Here is a 17,637-nt window from a genome sequence, read left to right as displayed (position 1 = left end):
CCGCAGCAGACGTCAACGACGACCCCGACGATACCAGGTCCAGAAACTCGTCCAAAACCACACGACTCACACGAACCATGCAACGCACCAATCAGATCAGACGTTGCAACGACCATATGACTCCACCGCCGATCTTGGGGCGGAAATCGACTCCCCGATCGAGGTGGTGGGGCGGGGGCGGGTGGGGCGGGCCGGGGCGGGTGGGGGGTCAGGCGACGACGCGGTCGGCGAAGCCGGCCCGGGCGGCGCGTGCGACCGCCGCCGGGAGCGCCGCCACGAGGGCGTCGACGTCGGCCTCCGTCGAACCGTGGCCGAGCGTCATGCGGAGGGCGCCTCGCGCCTCCTGCTCGGGCACACCCATCGCCGTCAGCACGTGCGACACCTCCGGCACCCCGGCCTGGCAGGCTGAGCCGGTCGAGACGGAGAAGCCTGCGACATCCAGAACGAACAGCAGCGAATCACCCTCGCAACCGGGGAATGTGAAGTGCGCGTTGCCGGGAAGCCGTCCGGCTGGCGAAGGGTCGCCCCTCAGCACGGCGGACGGCACGGCCGTGTGGATGCCCGCCACCAGCCGGTCCCGGAGCTCACCGACCTGCGCGGCGAACGCGGCGAGCTGAGCCACTGCCTCTGTCGCGGCGGCGGCGAACGCGACGGCCCCGGCTGCGTCCTGGGTGCCCGAACGCCCGCGCTGCTGCCCGCCGCCGTGGATCAGCGGAACGACCTCGGCCGTGCGCGACAGCAGCAGCGCGCCGACGCCGACCGGCCCGCCGATCTTGTGCGCCGAGACGCTCAGCGCGGCGACACCCAACGCATCGAAGTCGATCGGCACGTACCCATAGGCCGAGACGGCGTCGACGTGCACCGGCACACCGTATCTCGCAGCAACGGCGGCGAGCTCGGCCACCGGCTGGATCGTGCCCACCTCGTTGTTGCCCCAGAGGAACGTCACCAGCGCAACGTCGTCTGCACCCGCGCCCTTCGCGCCCGCGCCCACCTCACGCCCGCCGGTCTCGTCAGTCACACCCAAGGGACCCGAATCGCGGTTCCGGATGCCCGTTGGCGCGTTTTGGGTCCCTTCGCGGTCGCCGTGTCCTGCGCCGACGGCCGTCCTTGGCGAGCGCGACCCACCCAAGGGACCCGAATCGCGGTTCCGGATGCCCGTTGGCGCGTTTTGAGCCCCTTCGACGTCGACGTCCGTGCCCGCGGCGGCCGTGGACGGTTGGAGAGCCTGCGCGGGGTGGTGAGCCGCGAGCGCCGCCTCGAGCACTTCTGGCGTCAGGCGGCCGAAAGCGTCGACGGGCAGCCACTCGACGACAGCACCCTCGTACTGCACGAGCCACTCGACCGCGTCGTTCGTCGCGTGGTGCTCGCCGCCCGGCACCAGCACGCGCGGCCGCCGCAGACGCGCACCGCCACCGGCCGCATCACCCGCCGCGCGATCCGAGCCCGCGGCACCCGCCGCACCACCCGCGCCCGCGGCACCGCCCACCGGCGCCGCGCTCACACCAGCACCGCCCGCCGGCGCCGCGCCACCCGCACCGCCACCCCGGCTGGCCGCCGCGCCCGCGCCCTGCCGCGCCCAGAACAGCCCCTTCACCCCGAGGTTGATCGACTCCGTGCCGCCCGACGTGAACACTACCTCGACCGGCTCCGCCCCGAGCGACGCTGCGACCGCCTCGCGGGCCTCCTCGAGCATCCGTTTCGCCTGCTGCCCCTGGCTATGGATCGACGACGGGTTGCCGACCACGCCGAGCGCGCCGACATATGCCGCGAGCGCGGTGGGCGTCAGCGGCGAGGTCGCCGCGTGATCGAGGTAGACAACCAAACCCAGACACCACTCCCTGAACATCGCCAAAACATTGCTGTAACAACCATTCACTACTCTAAGACTCATGACTCAGGCCGACCCCTTCGCCCACCTCGGCATCCGTCAGACGGCAGCAGGTGGGGAGCTCCGTGTGTGGTCCGAGAACGCCACAGCCGTAGAGCTGTGCCTCTTCGACAACCGCGACGCGAACTGGATCTTCAAGACCGTCGCGATGAGCCGGGACGACAACAACGTCTGGATGGCCCGCACGAAGTCCTTGAGCCCCGGCCGCAAGTACGCCCTGCGCGTGACCGGCCCGAACGGTTCCCACCATCCGCGGAACTCCTTCGACCCGAACACGCTCATGCTCGACCCGTACGCCCGGGGCCTCACCCGTACTGGCCCGGACCTCTGGCGCGGCGTGGTCGTCGACGACGAGTTCGACTGGAACGGCGCGACGAAACCGAACACCCCGCTCGACCACACCGTGATCTACGAGGGCCACGTGAAGGGCCTCAGCAAGCTGAACACGCGGATGCCCGAGAACCTCCGCGGCACCTACGCTGGCCTCGCACACGAGACCACGATCAGCTATCTGAAGAAGCTGGGCGTCACTGCGGTGCAGCTCCTGCCGGTGCACGCGTTCGTGAGCGAGCGCCGCCTGATGAAGCAGGGCCTCAGCAACTACTGGGGCTACAACACTCTCAACTTCTTCAGCCCGCACTCGTTCTATGGCACGAAGGCGGCGCAGCAGGGTGGGCCGAGCGCGGTGCTCCGCGAGTTCAAGGGCATGGTGAAGCTGCTGCACGAGGCGGGGCTGGAGGTCATCCTCGACGTCGTGTACAACCACACAGCCGAAGAGGGCATCACCGGACCGCGGTCGAGCTTCCGCGGCATCGACAACGCCAACTACTATCGCCAGACGAAGGCGGGCACCTACATCGACGTCACCGGCTGCGGCAACAGTGTCGACACCAGCGTGCCCGCGGTCTCCCGCCTGATCCTCGACTCGCTGAAGTACTGGGCGAACGACGTGCAGGTCGATGGTTTCCGCTTCGACCTCGCCGCAACGCTCGGACGCAACGAAGACGTCTACTTCGACCCCGATCATCCACTGCTCGATGCCATCACGAACGACCCCGACCTAGCGAACGTGAAGATGATCGCCGAGCCGTGGGACGTCGGCATGGGCGGCTGGCAGACCGGCAACTTCAAGCCCGGCTGGCACGAATGGAACGACCGCTACCGCGACCGCATGCGGAAGTTCTGGTTGCGCGACACGAAGTCGATCCGCGAGCACGGTTCGCCGGGCGACGGGGTCGGGATGCTCGCCACCCGGCTCGCGGGCTCGGCGAACACCTTCCAGCAGCACCGCGGCCCGCTCGCGTCGATCAACTTCATCACCGCCCACGACGGGTTCACGCTGGCCGACCTCACGGCGTACGACGTGAAGCACAACGTGGGCAACGGCGAGTCGAACCGCGACGGCACCGACAACAACATGTCCTACAACCATGGCGTCGAGGGTGCCACGCCGAACCGCACGATCGAGGCGACCAGGCGACGCACCATCCGGAACCTGATGGGCACCCTGCTGCTCTCGGCCGGCGTCCCGATGATCACGGCGGGCGACGAGTTCGGCCGCAGCCAGAAGGGCAACAACAACGCGTACTGCCACGACTCCGAGCTGACCTGGCTGAGCTGGGACCGCCGCCGCTGGCAGAACGGACTCTGGCAGACCACGCAGCACCTGCTGAAGCTCCGGCGCGAGAACCCGGCGCTTCGCCCTTCGCACTTCGGGGTGTTCGGCGAGACGACGCCGAGCGCGAGCCAGATGGACTGGTACGACGCCTGCGGTGGCGAGATGAGCAACGTCGAGTGGAACAGCCCCGAGAACCGCACGCTGCAGTTCCTCGTGGCCTCGACGCCCGAGCACGAGGAGTTCAACCGCGTGCTCGTCGTGATCCACGGCGTCGAGGAGCCGACGACGATCACCCTGCCGGAGCATGAGGGGGTCGGCTCGTACGAGCTGCTCTGGGACAGCGCCGACGACGCGCCGACGGCTCCGGATGCCCAGCTCCCCGCCCTCGAACCGGGAGTCCAGGTGCCCGTCGCCGCCTCGTCGATGCAGCTGTACCGCGCCCACTGACCCGCGCGGCCCGGCCCAGCCCTGCCCTGCCCAGGCCAGGCCTGGCCCGGGCAGGCCCGGCCGGGCCCGGCGCGCAATTCAGGCAGGGAGCCCCGCCGCGTCGCAATGGACGATGGCGGCGCTCCCTGCCTGAATTGCGCGCCGGGTGGGCGGCGCGTCGGCGCGTCGGCGCGGGCGCGGCTACCGCGCGGCCGCGATCAGCCCGAGCTCGGCCGACGACGCCAGGTTCTCGTGCCGCGGCACCACGCGCACCGTGTAGCCGAACGAGCCCGCCTTCTCGAGCTTCACCAGCCCCGAGAATCCGTAGAGCCCCTCGGAGTCGCTCTGCGCGGCCTCCGTGCCCGGCGTCACGACCGTGATCGGCGTCGTGTTCGTCGCCAGAACGGCCGGCGAGAGGGCGACAGTGCGGGTATCCGCGAGCTGGTCCCCGTTCGTCGTGTGTCCATAGACCACCTGCACGGACACGTCGGACGGCGTCAGCGAACCGAGGTTCACCCGCGCGCGCACCTGCAGTTCGTCGCCGACCTGCGGAGTGTCGTCGAGCCCGCCGGATTCGACGTGCACGACCGCAACCGATGGCCAGGCCGCGCGTTCGCGCTCCTTCCACTCCGAGAGTGAGGCCGCGACGGCATAGTCGCCGTCGATGACGGCGTGCGCGGCGGCCGCCGCCGGCAGATACAGGCGAGACGCATACTCCCGAACCATCCGCTCAGCCGAGAGCGACGGCGACAGGGTCGCGAGCGTGTGCCGGATCGACTGCGTCCAGCGTTCCGGCACGCCCTGGGCATTGCGGTCGTAGAAACGCGGCGCGACCTGGTGCTCGATGAGGTCGTAGAGCGCCTCCGATTCGAGCTGGTCGCGCTCCTCAGGGGTGTCGACCGAGTCGGCCGTCGGGATGGCCCAGCCGTTCTCTCCGTCGTAGTACTCGTTCCACCAGCCGTCGAGGATCGACAGGTTCAGCCCGCCGTTCAGCGCGGCCTTCATCCCGGAGGTACCGCACGCTTCGAGCGGACGGAGCGGATTGTTCAGCCACACATCCGTGCCCGGGTAGAGCTTCTGCGCCATCCCGATGTCGTAGTTCGGCAGGAACACGATGCGGTGCCGCACTTCGGGGTCGCTGGCGAACTGCACCAGCTTCTGGATGAGGCGCTTGCCCTCCTCGTCGGCCGGGTGCGACTTGCCGGCGATGACCAGCTGCACAGGCTGCGTAGGATTCAGCAGGATCGACTTCAGCCGCGCCGGGTCGTGCAGCATCAGGGTGAGGCGCTTGTAGGTCGGCACCCGGCGTGCGAACCCGATGGTGAGGACGTTCGGGTCGAGGAGCCCCCGGTACCAGGCCGGCGGAATGGAGCCGGGGCTCTGCTCGAGCCACGCCTCGGTGACGCGGTGCCGGGCGTCAAAGACCAGCTGGCGGCGCATGTCGTTCCGCACCGCCCAGAGGTCGTCGTCTGTCACGTCGGGCGACGCCCAGTTCGCCGTGGCGGTCTCCGAGGTGCCGAGCTTGTTCTCGGCGAGTTCGATCAGCAGCGGGTCGGTCCAGGTCGGGGCGTGAACACCGTTGGTGACCGACGTGATCGGCACCTCCGACTGGTCGAATCCGGGCCAGAGACCCGCGAACATCCCGCGGCTCACTTCGCCGTGCAGCTGCGAGACGCCGTTCGCGCGCTGCGCGAGACGGAGGCCCATCACGGCCATGTTGAACATGCCGGCGACACCACCGTTGGCGACCTCGTTGCCGAGCGCCAGCACCGCGTGCGCATCGACACCCGGCAGCAGGTCGGTAGAGAAGTAGCGCTCCACGAGCGACGCGTCGAACCGGTCGATGCCGGCGGGCACGGGCGTGTGGGTCGTGAAGACGGTGCCGGCCCGCACGACCTGCAGGGCGACGTCGAACGAGAGTCCCTCGCCGATCAGGTCGCAGATGCGCTCGAGGCCCTGGAACCCCGCGTGCCCCTCGTTGGTGTGGAACACCTCGGGCTCTGCCGTCTCCGTGAGCTCGCTGTAGATCTTCAGGGCGCGCACGCCGCCGATGCCGAGCAGCAGTTCCTGCAGAAGCCGGTGTTCTCCCCCGCCGCCGTACAGGCGGTCGGTGACCGAGCGCAGGTCGTCGTCGTTGTCGGGGATGTCGGTGTCGAGCAGCAGCAGCTTCACCCGGCCCACCTGGGCCTGCCAGATGCGCGCATAGAGCGCCCGGTCATCCAGCAGCGCCAGCACCACCTGGGCGGGCGACCCGTCGGCGAGGCGCAGCACGCTGAGCGGCAGGCCGTCGGGGTCGAGCACCGGGTAGCTCTCCTGCTGCCAGCCGTCACGCGAGATCGCCTGGCGGAAGTAGCCGGCCCGGTAGAAAAGTCCGACGCCGATGATCGGCACGCCGAGGTCGCTGGCCGCCTTCAGGTGGTCGCCGGCGAGGATGCCGAGACCGCCCGAATACTGCGGCAGCGCAGCGGCGATCCCGAACTCGGGTGAGAAGTAGCCGATGCTCGCCGGCTTCGGCTCCTCCTCGGCCTGGTACCAGCGCGGTTCGGTCAGGTAGCGGTTGAGGTCGTCGCGGAGGCTGTTCGCCCAGGCCACGAAGCCCTCGTCTGCGGCGAGCTGGGCGAGCCGCTCCGGGGCCACCGCGCCGAGAAGCGCGATCGGATCCCCGGTCGTCGCCTCCCAGTCGTCGGGCGAGATGTGTGCGAGGAGCCTGCGGGTCGGCTCGTGCCAGGACCAGCGCAGGTTGGCGACGAGTTCTCCCACGGCAGAGAGCTCCGGCGGGAGAACGGATCGAACGGTGAATTTCCTGATGGCCTTCACGCACAGCTCCTTCTGAGTTTTGCCAAAGCCTAGAGCGAATAGGTTACGGAACGCCAAACGCGCAAGGGCCGAATGTTGACGGGCGGTTCCGGCGGCTTTGTCGGTAGGGTCGAACCGTGGCTAAGACAGTGGCGAAAACGACAGTAAAAGGCACGACGATCAAACAGTCGAAGGCGGCTGCTGCGACGGGGGGCAGTGAGTTCACTCCTGCCATCGGTCGCATCCCGATCGTGGATGTGTTCCCTTCCGTCTCCGGCGGCCGCTGGCCGGCCAAGGCCTATGCGGGCGAGGTGGTGCCCTTCGGAGCCACCGTCTTCCGCGAGGGCCACGACGCCGTGGGGGCACGCCTCGAGCTCCGGGATCCCGCCGGCGTGGTGTCGAGCTTCGGGCTCGGGATGATCGGGGTCGGCATCGACCGCTACCAGACCGTTGCACAGCTGAGCACCGAGGGCGCCTGGGCGTTCCGCATCCGTGCGTTCAGCGACGACTACGAGACCTGGCACCACAACGCCTCGATCAAGGTTCCGGCCGGCATCGACGTCGAGCTGATGTTCCAGATCGCCGGGGAGCTCTTCACCCGTGCCGGTGCCGACGGCACGAGGCCCGGGGCCGTGCGCACCCTGTTCCTCGACCTCGCCGCAGCGGTCGTCGACACGGCCACCCCGGCGGCCGACCGACTGGCGGCCGCCACCTCCCCGGCTGTCGTCGGAGCGATCGAAGCCGCACCGCTCGCCAGCCTCGACACCTACTCCGAGTGGCAGCCCCTGAACGTCGAGCGCCAGCGGGCGGGCTTCGGTTCCTGGTACGAGTTCTTCCCGCGCTCCCTCGGCGCCTCCCAGGCCGACGACGGCACGTGGACCAGCGGCACCTTCCGCACCGCCGCGGCCCGTCTCCCCGAGGTCGCCGCGATGGGCTTCGACGTGCTCTACCTGCCGCCGATCCATCCGATCGGCGAGGCCTTCCGCAAGGGCCCGAACAACTCGCTCACGGTCGAACCCGGCGATCCCGGCTCCCCCTGGGCGATCGGCGGCGCGGCCGGCGGGCACGACGCCGTGCACCCCGACCTCGGTGGCATGGCCGCGTTCACGATCTTCGTCGAGGCCGCAAACCGTGCGGGGCTCGAGGTGGCGCTCGACTTCGCTCTGCAGGCCAGCCCCGATCATCCGTGGGTCAAGGAGCACCCGGAGTGGTTCACCACCCTCCCCGATGGCTCGATCGCGTACGCCGAGAACCCGCCTAAGAAGTACCAGGACATCTACCCCATCAACTTCGACAACGATCCGTCGGGCATCCGCGCCGAGGCGCTCCGGATCATCCGATTCTGGATCGCGGCCGGGGTGAAGATCTTCCGCGTCGACAACCCGCACACCAAGCCGCTCGATTTCTGGGAGTGGCTGATCGGTACAGTGAACGCCGAGACGCCCGGTGTCATCTGGCTCGCCGAGGCCTTCACCCGGCCCGCGCTCATGCAGACGCTCGCGAAGGTCGGTTTCACACAGTCGTACACCTATTTCACGTGGCGGAACACGAAGGAGGAGCTCGAGGAGTTCCTTGATGGGCTCTCACACGAGACGGCGGCGTTCTTCCGGCCGAACCTGTTCGTGAACACCCCCGACATCCTGCACGCGTACCTCCAGTTCGGCGGCCGCCCGGCCTACAAGGTGCGTGCCGCGATCGCTGCCACTGGCGCACCGACCTGGGGCGTCTATTCGGGCTACGAGCTCGTCGAGAACGTCGCACGCCCGGGTTCCGAGGAGAACATCGACAACGAGAAGTACGAGTACCGGCCGCGCGACTTCGAGGCCGCCGAGGCGTCGGGGCTGTCGCTCACGCCGTACATCACCCGGCTGAACCAGATCCGGAACGAGCATCCGGCCCTCGCCCAGCTGCGGAATCTCGACATCCACGCCGCCGACGACGACTCGATCCTCGTCTACAGCAAGTACATTGCGGGCGAGTACACCACGAGCGGGCGGCCCGACGGCCTGATCGTCGTCGCGAACGTCGACCCGCACTCGGTGCGGGAGACGACGGTACGCCTCGACGTGACGAAGTTCGGCATCGAGCCGGGCGCGACGTTCCGGGTCACCGACCAGATCACGGGAGACTCATGGATCTGGGGCGCGGACAACTATGTGCGCCTCAACGCCTTCGCCGAGCCGGTGCACATCCTCTCGGTGCGCTACGAGCCCGACCCCTCCGCCGAAGCCGAATCGCTCTCGCCCGCAGCCACCACCCCCACCGCCACGCCCTCCTCCGACGGAACGGATTCCCACTGATGTCCCAGATCGACGGCCTCACCGCCCTCAGCCACAGCGCCGTGCCCGAGCACGTGCTGCAGCAGGTGGCGACAGGCTCCTACTTCGACCCGCACAGCGTGCTCGGCCAGCATCTGGTCGACCCGTCGAGCGAGGGTGACCAGGTCACGGTCATCCGCACCCTCCGCCCGCTCGCCAGCGAGGTGAGCGCTGTTCTCGCGAACGGCGCCCGCACCTCGCTCCAGCACCTCTACGGCGGCATCTGGCAGGGCTTCACGATCACCGGGCTCGAGGACTACTCGATCGACGCGACCTACGACGACGGATCGGTGTGGAGCGCCGACGACCCCTACCGCTTCGCCCCGACGCTCGGCGAACTCGACCTGCACCTCATCGGCGAAGGCCGCCACGAGCAGCTCTGGGACGTGCTCGGTGCCCACTACCGCACACAGCAGGGCATCAACGGAGCCTTTACCGGCACGGCCTTCAGCGTCTGGGCCCCGCACGCCCGCGCCGTGCGCGTGATCGGCGACTTCAACGGCTGGGACGGCACGCGCCACTCCATGCGAAGCCTCGGCTCGACAGGGGTCTGGGAGGTCTTCATCCCCGACCTCGAGCCCGGCAGCGCGTACAAGTTCGAACTCCTCTCCCAGCACGGTGGGTGGGTGCAGAAGGCCGACCCGATGGCGCGCCGCTCAGAGGTGCCCCCGCAGACCGCATCCATCATCACCGACTCGTTCTACGAGTGGGGCGACACTGAATGGATGACGAAGCGCGCTGCGACCGACCCGCACAACTCCGCGATGAGCGTGTACGAGATGCACCTCGGATCGTGGCGGCCCGGGCTCGACTACCGCACACTCGCCGATCCCCTGATCGACTACCTGAACGAGCTCGGCTTCACCCACGTCGAGTTCATGCCGCTCGCCGAGCATCCCTTCGGTGGCTCGTGGGGCTACCAGGTGTCGGGCTACTACGCGCCGACGGCGCGGTTCGGAACTCCGGATGACCTGCGGTACCTCATCGACCGCCTGCACCAGGCGGGCTTCGGCGTGCTGCTCGACTGGGTGCCGGGCCACTTCCCGAAAGACGCCTTCGCGCTGGCGAACTTCGACGGGCAGCCCCTCTACGAACATCCAGACCCGCGGCGCGGCGAGCAGCCGGACTGGGGCACTCTCGTGTTCAACTTCGGCGACTCCCAGGTGCGGAACTTCCTGGTCGCGAACGCCCTCTACTGGTTCGAGGAGTTCCACATCGACGGCCTGCGGGTCGACGCCGTGGCCTCGATGCTCTACCTCGACTACTCCCGCAAAGATGGCGAGTGGCTGCCGAACCAATACGGCGGGCGCGAGAACCTCGAGGCGATCAGCCTACTGCAGGAGGCCAACGCCACCGCCTACAAGCGCTACCCGGGCATCGTGATGATCGCTGAGGAGTCCACCAGCTGGCCGGGCGTCACGAAGCCCACCTCACAGGGCGGGCTCGGCTTCGGCATCAAGTGGAACATGGGCTGGATGCACGACACCCTCGCCTATATCGAGACCGACCCGCTCTACCGTTCGTACCGACACGGCGAGATCACGTTCTCGTTCGTCTACGCGTTCAGCGAGAACTTCATGCTGCCGATCTCGCACGACGAGGTCGTGCACGGCAAGGGATCCCTGCTCTCGAAGATGCCGGGCGACCACTGGCAGAAGCTCGCGAACCTGCGTGCGTACCTCGGCTTCATGTGGGCACACCCCGGCAAGCAGCTGCTGTTCATGGGCCAGGAGTTCGGGCAGCCGTCCGAGTGGAGCGAGGAGCGGGGGCTCGACTGGTGGATCCTCGACCAGCCGGTGCACCGCTCGCTGCTGCACCTCGTGTCGTCGCTGAACCGGGTGTACCGCGAGAACCCGGCGCTCTGGCTCCGGGACAACGAATCGGCCGGCTTCGAGTGGATCGACGGCGGGTCGAGCGAGAAGAACCTCGTGTCGTTCCTCCGCTGGGATGCCGACGGCAACCCCATCGCGGTGCTGATGAACTTCAGCGGTGCCCCGGTCGGCCCCTACCGTGTCTCGCTGCCCTTCGGCGGGATCTGGGACGAGATCATCAACACGGACGCGCTCGAGTACGGCGGCTCGGGTGTCGGCAACTTCGGTGCCGTCACGGCCGAGGACGTGCCGTGGCAGGGCCGCCCCGCCTCGGTGGAGCTGACGCTCCCCCCTCTCGCGGCCCTGTACCTGAAGCCCCGCCGCCGCCCCTGACCCCGCGCGCCCCCGCGCCCCGTCGCTGGGCCCGTCCGCGACCCCACCCCCCTCCTCATCGGATGGGTGCGCCTACTGCCCGTGTTCGCGAAGTGGCGTAATGAGACAGCCTTCGAGGGGTCTCTTCCAGGGAACGCGAAGGAGGCGCCCACAGAAAGAGGTCACCCAGGTCTGAACCCCATCACCCCCGTCAAACGTCCACGAGTATCGCTCGACGTTGTGCAGTATTTGCCGCTGCGGGAACCGTCGCGTTGACAGTGTTCGGGGGATCCACCTCAGCGGAGGCATGGACACCGCCCGTGCCGACGCTTGTGTCTCAGGTTCCGTTTGTGATCAAGGGCTCTCCGCTCAGCCTCGGAGCAAGCCACTATGTCGACGGCTATAGCTACCTACGGGGTCACCTCCACAATCGACGAGTCGGACTTCATCGCTTGGGCCACCTGCGATGACGGTTCCGGACCTTCTCGGATTGGCGTCACAGCTTCGATGGATCGGTTCCGCAGCACGCTTGAGCTCCGGATGGAAATCCCTGCGGCCAGCAGTGATCAGCACTGCATCCTCACCGCGCTGTCAACCGCAGCCGACTCCCATGTCGCCTTCTTCCCGCAGAAGTGCAATCCCCGGGTCGACAGCTACTTCCTCGAGGGTGCCTTCATCGTAGATGGGATCGTGGTGACCTGAAGCCCCGCCCGCGCTGATCACCTGCGGAGTCGAAAAACGCCCCAAACCGGAGGTATTGGGGCGTTTTTCGACTCCTGGATGTGGGGGGGTGCCCCTATGTTTTTGTCAAGCGTTGAGTGGGTGGCTGGTTTGGTACAGGGTGCCGTCGCGGAGCATGGCGTAGAGCACGTCGCAGCGTCGTCGGGCGAGGGCGATGAGGGCCTGGTTGTGTCGTTTTCCTTGAGCGATTTTGCGGTCGTAGTACGCGCGGGATGTCGGGTCGCGGAGCGCTGCGAAAGCGGACAGGAACAGGGCCCGTTTCAGGATTTTGTTGCCGCGGCGTGAGGGGTGCTCGCCACGGATCGAGGTACCGGAACGTCTCGTGACAGGGGCGAGGCCGGCGTACGCGGCGAGGTGCCCGGCGGTCGCGAAGTGTTTCCCGCTGACCTCGGTGAGGAGCCGTGCTGCGGTCCTGACGCCGACTCCGGGCATGCTCGTCAGGACGGGCTGAAGAGGGTGGGCCTCCACGAGACGTTCGACCTCGGCCGCGATCTCCGCGCGTTGCCGGCGCAGCCCGGAGAGCTGCTCCGCGAGCCTGGGGAGCACGAGGGCCGCAGCGGTCGTACCGACCACGACAACGGTCTGCTCCGACAGGGCCTGCACGATCTCGTTGGCGAGGCGGCGACCCATCCGGGGTGCGAGCTTCACCAACCGGTTCCCGAGCCGTGTGGCCCCTGCAGCCTTCATCGCTGCGGGTGATGGGTAGCGTTGCAGCAGATCCAGCACCGCCCGATGATCGAGGTGCGCACCGATCACCCGCTCGAGCGCGGGGTGGATCTGGGTCAGCAGGCCACGGATCCGGTTACTCGTCGCGGTCGCCTGCCCAACGACGTCATCATCGAAACCACACAGCATCGACAGCTCCGCGACCTGCTCGTCAGCGAGCTGGATCGACCGCAGCGCGTGTGGCAGGGTCCGGGCGGCTTGCGCGATGATCGCAGCATCCCGGGCGTCAGTTTTCGCCTCACCCGCGTGCAGGTCAGCTATCCGGCGCATCGCCAGGCCCGGCAAGTAACCCACGAGCACCCCTTCAGCCTGCGCGACGGCGATCGGGAGGGCCCCGATCGTCGCGGGCTGATCCACGACGAACAACACCTGACCGTGCCGCTTCAGCCGGACGATGAGTTCACGGAGCCTCGCCTCGTCGTTTGGCAAAGCCTAATCGAACAGGGTCTTACCGGCCCGGTCCAACGCGACCGCGTGATGCTCGCCTTTCCCCACATCGACGCCGATGAAAACGTCGACCTGGTCATACTTCTCGATTGACATCGCTCCTCCGCTCGTGTTCGAACGTTGGCCCAGCCATAGGCGGTGAGTCCCAGCATCCACGTTACGAACGGCCTCAGAAACCTGTGACCCAGCCCCTATCAGCGATCACTCACAGCCCAACCAGACCCGGTGACAACACCCCCCGGATCATCAAACGACTGGGGGCAACAATCATGCCGGGCCCGGCAGGCCAACACCATCAAGAATGACTCCCCAACGGCTACAAAGAAAGTAACGGGGCGGGGGGACGGGCGTCGTCCTTACTTGGCGTCCTGCTGGGGGAAGACGACCTTCTCGATGATGATGATCGCCGAAGCCGCGATCGGGATGGCGACGAGAGCTCCGAGAACACCGCCGATCGTGCCGCCCGCGACGGCACCGATCACGACGACCGCCCCGGGCACGGAGACGGCCCGGTTCATGATGCGCGGGCTGAGGATGTATGCCTCGACCTGCATGTAGACGAGGTAGTAGATCGCCGCGACCAGCGCCGTGAGCGGCGAGGCGAAGAGGCTGATCAGTACGATGATCGCCGATCCGGTGACCGTACCGACGAGCGGCACGAGCGAAAGCAGGAACGCGATGAACGCCAGCAGCACCGGCAACGGCGCTTGGATGATCGTGAGGAAGATGAAGCTCAGCACACCGTTCACTAGCGCCAGCGCGATCTGCCCGACCACGTAGCGGCCGACCGCCTGCGTGATCTGTTCCGTGATCTCCGCGAACCCCGAACGCTTGGTGGCCGGCACGAACCGGTACACGATGCGCTTCATCGACCGGAGCGACGCGAGGAAGTACAGCGTCAGGATCAGCACGATGACGGTGCCGGTGATCCCGCTCGCGACCCCGGCGCCCACAGCAAGCAGGCCGCCGCCGATCCCGAGGATCTTGTCAGGGCTGAAGAACGACTGCACGTTCTTGATGATGTCGTCGACGCTCACCACTCCCGAGAGCTGCTGCTCGAGGTTCTTCACCCACTCGGCGTTCTGCAGACTCGTGAAGTAGCCCGGCAGATCGGTGATGAGGTTGGAGGTCTGCCCCACGATGATCGGGATGATCGTCAACAGCAGCCCTGCCAGCACGGCGACCACGATGCCGAACACGACACCGATGGCAAGGCCCCGTGGCATCCGCTTCGAGAGCCGTGAGACCAGCGGGTCGAGCCCGAGAGCGATGAAGAGGGCGACGCCCACGTAGACCAGCACGGTGCCCAGCTGGGAGACGATTCCCCCGATGACGAGCGCGACCAGCACGCCCAGCGCGCCGAGCAGGCCGATCTTGAAGGCATTGATCTGCGCGAAGGACTGCCGACCCTCTGTGGCGACCGTGACCTCAGGCGCGATCTTCGCCTGCGACGGAACGGGGGCGGGGCGGGAGCGTCGAAACATCATAGGTCGACTGTATTGCAGCCGGATGCCCGGGATGGGTCATTGACAGCGAGGGCCGTCGTGTGACGAGCATCCGGCCCGCCCGCGCTTGGCCCGGTACGACCGAGTCGGGGGGGCAGTACGCCCCGGGTCAGTACAGCAGCATCGTGAGTCTGCGGCGCGCGGCCGTCACCCGCACATCGTCGGTTCCAACCACTTCGAACAGCTCGAGCAGACGGGTTCGGAGCGCATCCTTCGTGGGCTGGTCCGACGTGGGGAAAAGCAGCAGGATGCGGTCGAACGCATCCTCGACATGCCCGCCCGAGACGTCGAGGTCGGCCACCAGCAGTTGGGCCTCCAGATCGCCAGGCGAAACGGCTCCGGCACTGCGGATCTCGTCGAGCGACTTTCCGTCGAGCCGGTCGAGCAGTCTCACCTGTGCGAGGCCGGCGATGGCCAGCTGGTCTCGGGGGCTCTGCGCGATAGCTTTCTCGTATTCCGCGATGGCGCCCTTGTAGTCGCCGCGGGAGATGGCGTCGAACGCCTCCGCGTGGTGCGGCGGCAGCGGCTCCTCGACCGGTTCGGCGTCGTCTGCCGCGTCGGCCCCGTCTGCGGCTCCCGTGCGGCCGTCGGCCGGGATCGCCGAACCGGTGACCCCGTTCTGCGCGGCGAGCTGCAGCACCTGCTCGAGAACCTCGCGCACGGCCTCCTCGGGCTGAGCGCCCTCGAAGAGCGCAACGGGCCGTCCGGCGAGGATCGCAGCGACCGTCGGAACCGTCTGGGCCTGGAAGGCGGACGTGAGTTGCGGATTCGACTCCGTGTCGACGCGCACCAGCACGAAACGTCCGCCGTACTCGAGCACCACCTTCTGCATGATCGGTGCGAGCACCCGTGACGCGTCGGCGTACGACGCCCACAGCTCCACGATGACCGGAACCGCGTTGGAGAGGTCGAGCACCTGCGAGATGGTCGCATCCGTCGCATCGAGCAGCAGGCTCGGAACACTGACGCCCGGCCCGGGCGGGCCCCCGGCCGCAGGGATCGCCGCTCCCCCGGCGGCGGGCGTGCCCGCAGGGGCAGCCGCCCGGTTCACGAGCGACGAGAGGTCGACAGCACCTCTCAGGCTTGCGGCAGAGGGGGGAATCTGGCTCACGGCAACTCCTTGGCAGACAGTAGGCCCTGGGCGAAACCGAGAAGGATGACCTTCGACGTGTCGCCCGACGGCGGGATGTAGAACAGCAACTGGTAGTCGTAGATCGCTTCGGTGCCCTTGGTGGAGACGGTGACTCCCGACGCCGCCGCAACCGCGCCCTGCGCCGTCACGGTCGCTCCGGCCTCGACGACCTTGGCGGTCTCGGACTCCCGGATGTTCAGGGCGACGAGCGCGCCAGACTGGTTCGTCGCCAGAGCGATGCTCTCACCGGCACCCGCGACCTTCGCGTAATCGAGCGACGCCGTGTTCTTCAGATTGGCCTTCTTGTCGGCCTTGAAGGCAGCACCGACACTCGTGCGGAGGGTGTCACCCGTCGCATCGAACTGGCTGAAGTACGGGCTCGCTTCACCGACGGCGAGGATGTCGGCGTAGCCGGCAGCCACATCGGCAGGCGTCTCGGCGAGGAGCTTGGTGTCGTTCGCGAGCTTCGAGGTTCCGATGGTGACAGGTGCCACCGGCGGAAGCGTCGTGTTCGGCTCGAGCGCGATCGCGTAGTACACCTTGTAGACGCTCCGCGGAGTGTCCTGGATGAGCATCAACGAGAGGGGCGCCACCGTCTTGTCGTCGGGATTCTCGACGATGGTGAACACGGTGCGTGGCCACGAGTCGGTCGCCTGCGGAAGGATGACCGACGAGGGCCCGGCCGGGATCGCCTGCGGCGCCGCGTACGACGGGAAGGTCTTCCGGATGGCGTAGGTCTCGGTGCGGAGGTCGAGCGCCGGGCCTGTCATCCGCGCTGAGAGCGCCGTCGCGTCTGAGGCGGCGTCGGCGGCCGTGGTCGACGCGGAGATCTTCGCGAGGATGCCGTTCAGCTGCGCTTCGGTCACCGCAGGCGGCGGGCCGGTCGTCGCATCCGTCGCCACCGGGGTCGGCGTGGCAGTCGACACGTCGGGCGCATCGGTGGCTGGCACGCTGGTCTGGGTGCTGACGGTCGGCCCGGGAGTGGGGGCGGGGGCCGTCGCGGCGTAGGCCTGTCCACTGAACGCGAGGCTTGCCAGCAGCACGCCCGGCACAGCGACAGCGACAGACCGGGAGATCGACCGGCGCCCTCGACGTCCGACACCGGACTCGATCGCATTCGTGCGTGACGAGGAGAAGCGCTTGCCCTTCGGCAGCGCCGGGGGCTTCCGCCTCGGACCCTGGGACTTTCGCAGGTGATGGAGGCCAAGCAGCAACAGCACAAGACCGGCGATCAGGAAGAAGGCCCCCGCCAGCAGGAAGGGCACCGCGAGCGGCGTACTGTCGTCGAGCGGCCACGAGATCTGCACGGAGTTCGGTGCGGGAGCGGTGCCGTCGGTCGCGACGATGAGCGAGTAGCCGGCGGGGAGGTTGAACGTGCGGTTCATCGCGCCGTCGCTGGTGAACTGTTCGAGCCACAGGTCGGAGCCCGCCGGGTTGGCCGAGCCGCTCGCCACGTTCGCCTCGCCGTCCGGCGTTGCGGCGACGGTCGTTGCGGTGAGGGTGCGCCCGCTGGTGTCGCTGGCGTCGAATCCGACGCTGTCGTACGACGACCCGTTCAGCCAGGCCTTCACATCGTCGGTGCGGCCGTAGGCGGCGAAGACCGTCGGGGTGCCGCCGAGGCTCACGGTCTGGTTGCCGCTCTCCGCCTGGAGCACATCGCCGTCGATATAGAGGTAGGGAGACCCGTCGCTCGTGGTGGTGGAGACGGTCAGCGACGAGGGGGGCAGCAGCACCGTGCGCTCGGCGATACCGATGCCGATGAGCGCCGTCGCAACGACGAAGGCGAAGATGGCAAGTATGAATCGCACGTGAGAACTCCAGACAAGGACATTAAAAGATAGCTGATCCTCCTTG

The 17,637-nt window shown here is 67.9% G+C and carries 9 protein-coding genes and 1 pseudogene; 4 read left to right on the top strand and 6 right to left on the bottom strand.

Going from position 1 to position 17,637, the window contains the following annotated elements; translation table 11 throughout:
* Positions 1 to 208 precede the first annotated feature (208 nt).
* A complete protein-coding gene (locus B7R22_RS04945) occupies positions 209 to 1,825 on the bottom strand; it encodes an aminotransferase class V-fold PLP-dependent enzyme (protein WP_116410693.1) in 1,617 nt (538 codons plus the stop codon).
* Between the two features lie 67 nt (positions 1,826 to 1,892).
* Between B7R22_RS04945 and glgX the strand changes: the two genes are divergently transcribed.
* Positions 1,893 to 3,956 (top strand): glycogen debranching protein GlgX, encoded by a 2,064-nt coding sequence (gene glgX / locus B7R22_RS04940; RefSeq protein ID WP_116410684.1) that lies wholly within the window; start codon positions 1,893 to 1,895, stop codon positions 3,954 to 3,956.
* A 180-nt stretch (positions 3,957 to 4,136) separates the two neighbouring features.
* On the opposite strand, the gene glgP is transcribed toward glgX, so the two are convergent.
* Complete coding sequence (gene glgP / locus B7R22_RS04935) at positions 4,137 to 6,752, bottom strand: alpha-glucan family phosphorylase (RefSeq protein WP_116410683.1); 2,616 nt, start codon at positions 6,750 to 6,752, stop codon at positions 4,137 to 4,139.
* 212 nt (positions 6,753 to 6,964) lie between these two features.
* On the opposite strand from glgP, the gene B7R22_RS04930 reads away from it, so the two are divergent.
* The 3 genes from B7R22_RS04930 (at position 6,965) to B7R22_RS04920 (ending at position 11,934) form a co-directional block, all read left to right on the top strand.
* Entirely contained in the window at positions 6,965 to 9,031 is a 2,067-nt protein-coding gene (locus B7R22_RS04930; RefSeq protein ID WP_116410692.1) for an alpha-1,4-glucan--maltose-1-phosphate maltosyltransferase, read from the top strand.
* Positions 9,031 to 11,253, top strand: a complete 2,223-nt coding sequence (glgB, locus tag B7R22_RS04925) for a 1,4-alpha-glucan branching protein GlgB (RefSeq protein ID WP_116410682.1) — start codon at positions 9,031 to 9,033, stop codon at positions 11,251 to 11,253. Before B7R22_RS04930 ends, glgB begins: the two co-directional genes overlap by 1 nt.
* A 369-nt stretch (positions 11,254 to 11,622) precedes the next feature.
* On the top strand, positions 11,623 to 11,934 hold the full coding sequence (locus tag B7R22_RS04920) for a hypothetical protein (protein WP_116410681.1): 312 nt from the start codon (positions 11,623 to 11,625) through the stop codon (positions 11,932 to 11,934).
* Between the two features lie 105 nt (positions 11,935 to 12,039).
* On the opposite strand, the pseudogene B7R22_RS04915 reads toward B7R22_RS04920, so the two are convergent.
* The 4 genes and pseudogenes from B7R22_RS04915 to B7R22_RS04900 form a co-directional block, all read right to left on the bottom strand.
* Positions 12,040 to 13,242, bottom strand: a pseudogene (locus B7R22_RS04915) (IS110 family transposase).
* 260 nt (positions 13,243 to 13,502) lie between these two features.
* A complete protein-coding gene (locus tag B7R22_RS04910; protein WP_253258885.1) occupies positions 13,503 to 14,633 on the bottom strand; it encodes an AI-2E family transporter in 1,131 nt (376 codons plus the stop codon).
* A 127-nt stretch (positions 14,634 to 14,760) separates the two neighbouring features.
* Positions 14,761 to 15,762 (bottom strand): tetratricopeptide repeat protein, encoded by a 1,002-nt coding sequence (locus tag B7R22_RS04905; RefSeq protein WP_116410680.1) that lies wholly within the window; start codon positions 15,760 to 15,762, stop codon positions 14,761 to 14,763.
* Complete coding sequence (locus tag B7R22_RS04900) at positions 15,759 to 17,591, bottom strand: hypothetical protein (RefSeq protein WP_116410679.1); 1,833 nt, start codon at positions 17,589 to 17,591, stop codon at positions 15,759 to 15,761. The genes B7R22_RS04905 and B7R22_RS04900 overlap by 4 nt, the downstream gene beginning before the upstream one ends.
* Between the last annotated feature and the right edge of the window lie 46 nt (positions 17,592 to 17,637).

It is taken from the genome of Subtercola boreus (genome assembly GCF_003399635.1).
GTDB classification, from domain to species: domain Bacteria; phylum Actinomycetota; class Actinomycetes; order Actinomycetales; family Microbacteriaceae; genus Subtercola; species Subtercola boreus_B.
This window is presented reverse-complemented; position numbering and strand designations above follow the sequence as displayed.

Excerpts from the sequence above, each read along its gene's own strand:
- glgX (WP_116410684.1), top strand. The coding sequence starts at position 1,893 with ATGACTCAGGCCGACCCCTTCGCCCACCTCGGCATCCGTCAGACGGCA.
- glgB (WP_116410682.1), top strand. The coding sequence starts at position 9,031 with ATGTCCCAGATCGACGGCCTCACCGCCCTCAGCCACAGCGCCGTGCCC.
- B7R22_RS04920 (WP_116410681.1), top strand. The coding sequence starts at position 11,623 with ATGTCGACGGCTATAGCTACCTACGGGGTCACCTCCACAATCGACGAG.
- B7R22_RS04910 (WP_253258885.1), bottom strand. The coding sequence starts at position 14,633 with ATGATGTTTCGACGCTCCCGCCCCGCCCCCGTTCCGTCGCAGGCGAAG.